Annotated in this window: 7 protein-coding genes; 3 read left to right on the forward strand and 4 right to left on the reverse strand. The window is 65.3% G+C overall.

What is annotated here, in order from left to right; all coding sequences use genetic code 11:
- The first annotated feature begins 633 nt into the window (after window positions 1-633).
- Entirely contained in the window at window positions 634-1,809 is a 1,176-nt protein-coding gene (locus ACFU4Z_RS36410; protein WP_379072906.1) for a hypothetical protein, read from the forward strand.
- A gap of 348 nt (window positions 1,810-2,157) precedes the next feature.
- Here ACFU4Z_RS36410 and ACFU4Z_RS36415 read toward each other — a convergent pair whose 3' ends face one another.
- The gene (locus ACFU4Z_RS36415) at window positions 2,158-3,261 is read right to left on the reverse strand and encodes a hypothetical protein (protein WP_379072909.1); all 1,104 of its coding nucleotides are present in this window, start codon (window positions 3,259-3,261) and stop codon (window positions 2,158-2,160) included.
- Between the two features lie 422 nt (window positions 3,262-3,683).
- Window positions 3,684-4,007: a hypothetical protein gene (locus ACFU4Z_RS36420; protein WP_379072912.1), complete on the reverse strand. Its 324-nt coding sequence runs from the start codon at window positions 4,005-4,007 to the stop codon at window positions 3,684-3,686.
- A gap of 20 nt (window positions 4,008-4,027) precedes the next feature.
- Here ACFU4Z_RS36420 and ACFU4Z_RS36425 point away from each other — a divergent pair, with 20 nt between their 5' ends.
- Both ACFU4Z_RS36425 and ACFU4Z_RS36430 read left to right on the forward strand, forming a co-directional pair.
- On the forward strand, window positions 4,028-4,795 hold the full coding sequence (locus tag ACFU4Z_RS36425) for a hypothetical protein (protein WP_379072914.1): 768 nt from the start codon (window positions 4,028-4,030) through the stop codon (window positions 4,793-4,795).
- 1,648 nt (window positions 4,796-6,443) lie between these two features.
- A complete protein-coding gene (locus ACFU4Z_RS36430; protein WP_379072916.1) occupies window positions 6,444-6,824 on the forward strand; it encodes a hypothetical protein in 381 nt (126 codons plus the stop codon).
- A gap of 409 nt (window positions 6,825-7,233) precedes the next feature.
- Here ACFU4Z_RS36430 and ACFU4Z_RS36435 read toward each other — a convergent pair whose 3' ends face one another.
- Together ACFU4Z_RS36435 and ACFU4Z_RS36440 are read right to left on the reverse strand one after the other, a co-directional pair.
- On the reverse strand, window positions 7,234-7,755 hold the full coding sequence (locus ACFU4Z_RS36435) for a hypothetical protein (protein ID WP_379072919.1): 522 nt from the start codon (window positions 7,753-7,755) through the stop codon (window positions 7,234-7,236).
- Between the two features lie 672 nt (window positions 7,756-8,427).
- Complete coding sequence (locus ACFU4Z_RS36440) at window positions 8,428-8,850, reverse strand: VOC family protein (protein WP_379072921.1); 423 nt, start codon at window positions 8,848-8,850, stop codon at window positions 8,428-8,430.
- Window positions 8,851-9,057: the final 207 nt, after the last annotated feature.

Here is a 9,057-nt window from a genome sequence, read left to right on the forward strand (position 1 = left end):
CACGATGGTGGGCAGCCGCATTGGGGGAGCGTCTCACCGGGCACCTGGACCAGAGCTTGGCCGAGCACCGGTCCTACCGCCAGTCTTAAGTAGCCACATACCGCGCGCGTTCGGCGAACGTCCGCGTCTGCCGATGAGCGCGCTACTTTTCACTCGTTCAGAACAGATCAGTCATCTCGGACAGCGGCGGAGACACCCGCCCTCGAGCGACTCGAGCGATTCGGTTGTCCAGCCCTGCCACACGTGTAGTCATGCCACAAAACCGGTTGTGAGCCGGCGATCTGGGGGAGCATCGGGTGGGCATGCAGGGTTACCCTGGATGAGTGAATGCCCTGCAGCGGCTGCTGCTCGGGTCGGGGCGGTTGCCAGAGGATCTGCGAGCACTCGCCCGGCTGGTCACACGACCGGTGTGAGACCACTGATCGGTTGCCCGGCAGGGTGGCCCGGCGAGACCCGACTGAACACACTCTTGTGCCGATGACCGCGCACGCGGAAGGGCCGCCGTCTCGGGATCGGTGTACCGCGGCCTGGCGCCGCGACAGGGCGCGAAAACCACAGAGATCTCTCACAAAGTCATGGGAGCGACGCCCGACCCGGCCCAGTAGCGTCCAGGGCGAACGAAGGAGATCGAACATGACTGGTGGGCGCAACGGATTCCTGCTGCTCGGTGGTGCGGCGTCGGTCGGGGCGGGTGCGTTGCACCTGTTCGCCGCTGGACTGCATACCGAGCACGCCACCCTCGCCCGGCTGATGGTCGTGCTCGCGGCAGCACAATGCGCGGCCGGGCTGCTGGCGTCGGTGAGCACGCGAAAGGCCATGCCGGTCACGGTAATCGGGGGGAACCTCATCGCGGTGGCGATCTGGGGGTACACCCGGTTCGCGGGGCTGCCGTGGCCCGACGGCCTCGACACGGCGGAGGCGCCGCAGTTCCTCGACAGCACGTGCGCGGCGCTGGGGCTGCTCGCGATCGCCGGTGCAACCGTCGCCCTGGCGCGCCCCGGGGCGACACTGCCCACGGCACCGACCGCGACCGCCGCCGGTCTGGCCGGCGCCCTCGCCGTCGCGGCGATGCTCGGCGGCGCCGGACACGTGCACAGCCACGACGCCGGCGACCACACCCATCCCGGCGGCGACCACACCCATGCCGGCGGCGACCACACCGACCACGGGACCGGCACCGCATGGCCGCGGCCGTGGGATCCGGCGACCCCGGTCGATGTGTCCGGCGTGCCGGGCGTGACCGCCGCGCAGGAGCAGCGCGCGACCGCCCTGATTCGCAGCACCCTCGACCAGCTGCCCGCGTTCGCCGACGTCAGTTCCATCGGCGCACTGGGCTTTCGCTCCATCGGCGACTCGGCCACCGGTTACGAGCATTACATCAACACCGGCTACATCCGCGACGATCGATTCCTCGACGCCACCCACCCGGAGTCCCTGGTTTACCAGGTCGACGGCGCCGATCGGACCCTGGTCTCGGCGATGTACATCGCCAAGGGCAAGAAGATCGACGACACCGAGCTGGTGGACTACGGCGGGCCCCTGATGCAGTGGCACGTCCACGACAACCTCTGCTGGAAGGCCGGCGCCGGCGGTCCTCAGGTCGCCGGTGTCACCGACGCCCAAGGCAATTGCCCGCCCAACTCGATCAACCCCGGCGCGGGCAATCCGATGGTCCATGTCTGGATCACCGCCAACCAGTGCGGACCGTTCGCGGCCCTGGAAGGCCACGGCGCGGGTCAGGCGGCCACCACCGTGGACGGCCGCCGCACCGACACCTGCTCCCACGATCACACCGGCGGGCACCGCTGAGCGGCCCGCGCCCTGGCGTGAACTCGTATGCAGCCCGTTCCTCCCGAAAAGGCCAGCGCTGCTGCGGAACTCACCAGATCAACGAATGACAAGCTGTCGGCGTCGCCCGCAGCGGGAGCACCACGGAACTCGCCAGAGGTTGGACTGCGACGCGACACCAGGCACCGGCACTCCCCACGCCGTCGTCGAACGCACCCTCATGGCTCCATTTCAGGATGGGTCGAGCTGTCCCTGGCCGGCTTCTACCGTGTGCGGTTGGGCTGTGGCCCAGGCGCGGAACGCGACCACCCACACTCCCGCCCTGGGGACGGGATAGCGGGCGGGGATTTCGGGTGCCGATCCGACGCGTCAGGTGAGCCGGTCGGGTCCGGCCTCCTCGGGTGCCTCGGGGCTCTCGAGCGACGCCGTGATCGCCGCTCCGGGGGCTGCACTTACCTTGTGGCCGTTGGCTATGGCCCAGGCTCTGATCGCGCTGCTCGCGGCGCTGTCTTCCGGGCTCACCTGCGGCGTCCAGCGGCCATACCGCACGCTCTCAGCGCTCATCCTGTGTGCGGTGAGAAGCCGCGAGAGCTGTTCGAACTCGGTCGGTGTCACGAAGGCCAGGTAGTAGTCTTGCCCGGATTCCAGCGACGCCAGGACAGTACCGAGGGCGAAGGCGTGCTCACCGATCTGTTCGAGGAACGCTTCGAGGTAACCGACGCGATCGTCGGCTGGCACGACGAAGGTGGCGGCCCAATCCCAGGGCAGCGCTGTGGGATAGGAGCTCAGCGATGTCAACTGCTCGCGGACAGACTGGAGATCGGCCTCGCGGGAGATGACCGCCATATCCGCGGTCCCGTTTGGAGATTCGGCGTCGCGAAACGATTCGGCTCCTTCTGGGGTGAGGTGTGCCCGTCGTTGCGCCATGATGGCCCGCGCGCGGAACTCGGCATCGGGTTGCCGGCGGGCATAGTCATGGGAGTAGGCCGCGACTTGCGAGGTCTGGCGCACTATGCGGTCCGGTTCGGGTGGGGCGGGCCAGAACTGTAGGAGGTAACGGTCCTGTAGTGGCTCATCGTCGAGTCTGACGTCCTTCTCGCGTGCCTGGTCCATGCCCTGCGCGCAGTACCGCACCCGATAGTCGAGCCCTTCTTTCAAGTCCAGTTCCCAGGAATCCTCACCAGCCCACTGCACCAGGAAGCTTTGATCCGAGAGCGGGTAGAAGGAGACCTCCACGACCTCTTCCCATGCCGGATCCAGCGGGGGAGCCTGGCCGCGCACTTCGACGGTGAAGCCGACGTCGCCGGTGTGCAAACCGGTCCTGAGGAATAGTGCGCCGGGTACCGCGGCGCCGCACAGTCCTACGCTCTGCCCGGCAAACGCCTCGTGCATGGGTCGGCCGTTGTCCCTGGGGTCACTCTCGACATAGATCTGGCCGTAGGAGACACCTACCTCGCCATCGAGCCTGAACACTTCTCACACCATCCCCACCGACGAGAGCCCACCATCGCCGGGCCGCGAGGCCCCAAATAGCGAGGGGGCGTTCATCTCAGCAGGGTCGGTGCCGACCAGCTCGGGGGCGAAAGGGCCGTCAGGAGCGTGCTGCGGTCTGGTTCGGGAACGGGTCATGCACGGCAGCGTAGAGAAGCCCACTGACACGGGGCTCCCGAACTTCGCGGCATGAACATTCTGAAGCGGTTCACAGAATGCGGCATTTGCTCGGCGCGCATCGGCGGCCGCCGTTACCGAACGAGAACTGGGCTGATGCGCTGCGCAAGCACTCTGAGTCTCGGCTTCGAACGATGGAAGTCCAACGTCCGGAAATGCCGCTGGGCGCGCGTTCGCGAACGTCCGCAACTGCCGAATTCCGTGCATCCAAAGGTGATCTGGATTCGCTATCCGGCATGGTCGAAGGTGAGCTCGGTCCGGTGCGGGTGCGAGGTGAGGACATGAGCTGTCGCCGGGTGCTGGGCCACCAGTGCGAGGAAGGCCTCGGCCTGCTCAGGGCGCGGACACCATCGGCTGCCGTTTCCGATGCTGGGAGATGTCGGAGTTGCCGGATAGTGCAGGGTGAGTGAAAGCTGCCGGATATCGTCATCGTTGCCGTGGTCGGTGATCACCTGGCGGGTGATGTCGTAAACGAATTCTTGCTGGTCGTGGCTGGAAATCCCCCACTGGAACAGCAGCATGTCGCCGTCGTGGTCGAGGTTGATGTACACGGCAGTAGGCTGCCATGGTCATGAGCATGCGCACCTCCGACCGGAACAGCCTGTCGGACGAGCCGCCGATCCGGCGGGTCTTCCGCGACGTCATCACCGACCGTCTGACAGACCCGCGGCCACCGCAGGCCGCGATGTTGTTCCAGTCCTCGGCCGACCCGTCCTGGACAGACGACAGGTTCTTCCTCGGAGACTTCTACAACGGGATCCTCCATCAGGACACCTGCCAACCGCACACCGCCGACGGCGTCCCTCTGCTGGCGGCCCTGGCCTTCGATGACCGGGTGCCACCGCAGCAGCGTTTCCGGGCGATCAGCCTGCTGTTCAGCATCGCCACTGTCGCGGACCGCCACCTGGCCGACTGCTGGCCCGACACACCACGGTACGCAGATCCCGGGAGCGAAGACCGAGCCCGCGAGGCGGTCCGGTCTTGCACCCCGGACCTGCTCGCCCGGTGGGCACCTGAATGTCCGGCGGTCCGGCTGGCACTCGCGGGCCTCGCCGTCGTGTTCCCTACAGCCCGCACGCTGCCCGCCTTGACCCCGCGGCTTCAGGGTTTTGTCGAGCAGCACCCACGAGGCACCGACATCGGCGACTACGTGCGTTTCATTCTGGTACTGGCCGCCGGGAACGACGACCAGACCCTCGCGGCCGTCGAGTCATTCACCGCCGCCTACTGGAGGGGCACCTCCCGCGGAGCGCCGACACCAGCCCGAACTCTCCACCTACTCGGCCAGATACTGAACCGGGTCGGAATGGGTCTCACACGATCACACCCTGGAGAATGACGTGACCGTGGGCGTGAGCAATGGTGTGAAGGGTGACCTGACAGTGCAGCAGACCCAGGCTTCTGACCACGCACGACTGTGATCTCAGCTCGTCGCGATACGACCGAGCGGACATCGCACCTGATCAGGTGACCACATACATATCCAGGAAGTTCTCGGCTGCCGAACGCACTACTTTGCCGCATGGCGCGCGTTCTCGAACGTCCGCAACTGCCGAATACCGTGCATCACCAGAGGCAACCGTTGGGTCGGTCTCGCGACATCCCCGGACTCGGCAACACGTAGCTATCGAAGGTGACCACCGATAGTGGCGAAGACGCGGGCCCTATCTCCGGTCAGGCCGGAATTCGCCGAGCAGGAAGCAAATGGCACGGCGTTCAGACACCCCTATACGGCATCGGCGGTGTGCTTCCTTCTGTGTCTGACGGCTGCTATTTCGTGACCGTGACTGTAACCGGGTTTCCGTGCTCCGCTGTCTTCGTGACGGTGTTGGGGGGATTGGGCGATCCTTCTTTGGTGACAACGATGGTGACCGTCTTGTCCCCGCCGGGGCCGGGCAGGTTGCCCCCCGATCCCCCGCCTGGGGCGGTCACTGGGTTTCCGCTCTCGATAACTTTCGTGTAGGTGGCAGGCTGCGAACCCGGGTTGGTGACAACGACGGTGACCGTCTTGTCTCCTCCAGGCCCAGACGGAGGATTAGGGTTGCCACCACTGCCACCGGGATAGGTGATGATTACCGGCGGCGGCGCTCCCCCATCACCTCCGGGGACGGGCTTATAGACCGTCGTCGCAGGCGATCCAGGATTAGTGACAACGATAGTGACCGTCTTGTCTCCCCCAGGCCCAGGCCCAGGCCCAGGCCCAGGCCCAGGCCCAGGATTAGGGTTGCCACCACCGGTATAGGTGACAGTGACCGGTACCTGCTCAGTCCCTCTAGGCGAGGGTTCTTTCGGCTGCTGCGGGAACTCAGCCGCGATCACGGAGCAGGTCATCGCTGAGACAGCGGCGGTGAAGAGAACCGCGCCTACAATGCGGTGAATCATCTGGGTCCTGCCGCTGGTCCCGTCACCGGGACTGGCGTGGTCGGGGTCGTCGCCTATCGGCCTGACCCTGGTCCCGTCACCGGGGCTCGTGTGCTCGGGGTCGTCGCCTATCGGCCTGACCCTGGTCCCGTCACCGGGGCTCGTGTGATCGGGGTCGTCGCCTATCGGCCTGACCACCACATCATTGCTGCTCACGAACAGATGTTGTGCAGTACCTGTGGGCATGACCGGGGTTCCTTTCAGAAGCTGACAGGACCTGGCGTGGGCTCGAAGCCACCCCAATGATCATGACAGCTCGGCCACGGACTGTTGTCGACATCGGCGATAGCGGCGATCGACTGTTCGGAAGGACAAGCACCACTGGTCAGTGTCGATGATGGTGCGGATACTTTGGGCGTCTTCCCCTATTTCTTCCCCATACAAGCCGCTCGCTGTGGAGGAAGGGCATGCCAAAGAGGGTGTTGCCACTACACAGAGCCGAACATCCTCTTGTGCCGCTGGGCGCGCGGTTACCGAACGTCCGCTTCTGCCGATTACCCTGCTGTCCGGATCGCTAGGTTCGCCGAGCCGAACAGCGCCGCACCGTGCTAGCGCATCCTTGACCAGTGAGCCTGCTGGTGCATACCTACATACTCGACGCGAACCGTGAGATGAGTTTTCTCGACCCTCTCGAGCAGGGCGCAGACCTCGCGGGGTTTGAAAGATGGCGAACGACGGTGTGGGGCTCGGACGCTGTCCGGGCGTTGGGTGCCTCCTTCTTCCCTGTCCTGGCGACCGGTGACCTCACTGTGCTTCCGCACGCCATCGGAGAGTTCCTGCACGAGTGCTCGGTTATCCGGGCGAAATTGGATGCGATCGCCCCACCGGGAGATGGGGATCGGCACACCCATGAGTGGTACATGGATGCGATCTCCGAGCGCCTGTCGAACATCGAAGCCGCAGCCGAACGCGCCCGCGAGCTGGGTGGAGGCATCGAGATCAGTTAGGTGTCATATCGAGCCGGACCGCTTGCGGCCTGCACAGATGACGTCACCGATCCTGCTTGTTAGGTTGGCCGGCATGTCCGAGCTCGGACCCGTCGCCTGGCCACCTTCCCCGATCAGGACCGAGCGACTCGTGCTCCGCGAGTCCGAGGCCCGAGACCGTGCGGCGTTCATCGGGCTGTTCGCCTCGCCAGAGGTGGGCACCTACAATCGGTGGCCCTCGTAGGTGTCGGGCCGACACCCCGATACAGGCCTCCGGAGTCCGTATCGGCCGGGATCAGCGAGGTCACCTCCGTGTGGAGTCCCACATTCAGGTGCCGAACCTGGGCGTCATGATCACCCAGATCGCGCTCGCCGACCTCGACGAGCTGGTGGAGCACGCACGTCCTCCGTGGCATATCTGACGGTCGGCTCAGTCGTCGGCTGCGACGAGGAGTGTGATCTGCCCCGCCGAGCGGTCGATGAGCACGAATTCGTGGAAGTAGTCGTGCACACGCCCCCAGTCATGGATGGCCTCGTCCCCGAGCTCGCTCAGGTAGTAGATGTGGTCTGCCGCGGCCAAGCGGCCGAACACCTCCTGCTGCAGATCAGCCTCCAGCTCGGCGGGCACGTCCCAGAGCGGGTCCACCCACTCCCGGAGGATGTGCACGCCCTTCTCCCGGCTGATGGTCTCGTAGACGTCGGGTGTGACCAGCCTCAGCCAATACGGGCCGTGCCTGGGTCCCTCCGACAGCACTCCACCACCTGCATAGTCGTCCTGGAACTGTTCATGCCCGATGAGTGCGGCGAGCAGCTCCCTATCGCCGACAGACTCTGCGGGGAGCCGCAGTTGCTTGATATCGACCCACCTGGAGCCATGCGACCTCGAATCCTGGAACTTGTAGTCCCGAAAATTGATGAAGGCGCTGCCCTCGTGAGTGAGCTCGTTCCCCATAGCACCACAGCTTAGGAGCCGAACAAGGCGCTCCCTGCGGACCCACCGGACAGACCCTAGCCTTCATCCAGAGGAATAGCGCGTGGTTCAGATACCTGCATTCCCCAGTTTTCACTGGAGAAGGGCTGCGTCATCCGAGCTGGCGCGGGCTTGGATTCGACCGCTCTCCCGCAGAGGTCACACTGCCGGATCCAGATGGATAAGGGCACTCTGAACTGCGTCGATGCGCAGCGCATTGGGGCGGCTGGGCGAACGCGAGACGGATCGGTCCACCACTCGACAAGCGCAGCCAAATGGCCTGACCAAAGTGCCCCGGAAACGTCCCGTAATGGCTCCCATACCGCGCTGATCGTACGTCGATCTTTCCATGGGTGGACGAAACACCCTGTGTCCCTTGATGAATTCGGGGCGGGATGGCGGGGGTCTCGCGAATCGTTCGGTCAAAAAGCATCGGCCCCGGCCGCCGGAGTCGCCAGGACAGCCTGGCGCAGCAGTGACGATGAAGGGTGTCGAAGAATGGACCTGCGACAGGTGGCGTCCAGCCCGAACGAACATCCGCTATGCCGCGGAGCGTGCGCAACCGGCGGTCGAGACTCACTGCGGCCCAGGACATCCGCTTCTGCCGAATACCGGATAGGGCTGCAAGGCTGGTTCGGCTGCTGGCCTGCGGCCCTAGCGCGCGGGGTTCCAGGCCTTATGCACAAACTCCAGACGGTTGCCATCGAAGTCGGCAACATTGGCGGCGTAGTAGCCTGGGGCGAAATATGTCCGGTCCGCTGGCCCGCCTTCGTCGATGCCACCAGCGTTGATCGCGGCGAGGTAGGCGGCGTCAACAGCTTCGTTGGTATCGCAAACGATGCCGATGTACAGACCTGTCTCGCCGCGCTGGCGCTGGCGCAGCCAGATGCTCGATCCGACTCCGGTGCCGGAGATGTATGCGTCGTCGCCGAGACCGAACAGATCCGGGACGTTGTCGGGTCCAGACGCGGCGTCGTAGTTCCCGAATTCGCGCCAGCCGATGGGCTTCAGTGCCTCGACGTAGAAGGCCAACGACTTCTCGATGTCCGTGACCGAAATGTAGACATGATCGATCATTTCGAGACATCCTTCCCCACTGCAGTGTTCTAACGGGCGACGTCGTGGAACGTGCCCCACGGTACGCCGGTGATCTGCGCGACCGTGCAATTGGGGCGGGCCTGCGCGCACGCCCAGGTCAGGGTGCGCCGCAACGCGACCGGCAACGTCACGATCCGCGCGGCCAGCGCGGCAGCGACCAGATCGGCGCGATGCCCATCCGGCAGC

The organism is Nocardia sp. NPDC057440 (assembly GCF_042802915.1).
In the GTDB taxonomy this organism is placed as follows: domain Bacteria; phylum Actinomycetota; class Actinomycetes; order Mycobacteriales; family Mycobacteriaceae; genus Nocardia.

What these genes read in the sequence shown, in the direction of transcription:
- ACFU4Z_RS36410 (WP_379072906.1), top strand. Translation starts at nt 634, where the DNA reads ATGACTGGTGGGCGCAACGGATTCCTGCTGCTCGGTGGTGCGGCGTCG.
- ACFU4Z_RS36435 (WP_379072919.1), bottom strand. Translation starts at nt 7,755, where the DNA reads ATGGGGAACGAGCTCACTCACGAGGGCAGCGCCTTCATCAATTTTCGG.
- ACFU4Z_RS36425 (WP_379072914.1), top strand. Translation starts at nt 4,028, where the DNA reads ATGAGCATGCGCACCTCCGACCGGAACAGCCTGTCGGACGAGCCGCCG.
- ACFU4Z_RS36440 (WP_379072921.1), bottom strand. Translation starts at nt 8,850, where the DNA reads ATGATCGATCATGTCTACATTTCGGTCACGGACATCGAGAAGTCGTTG.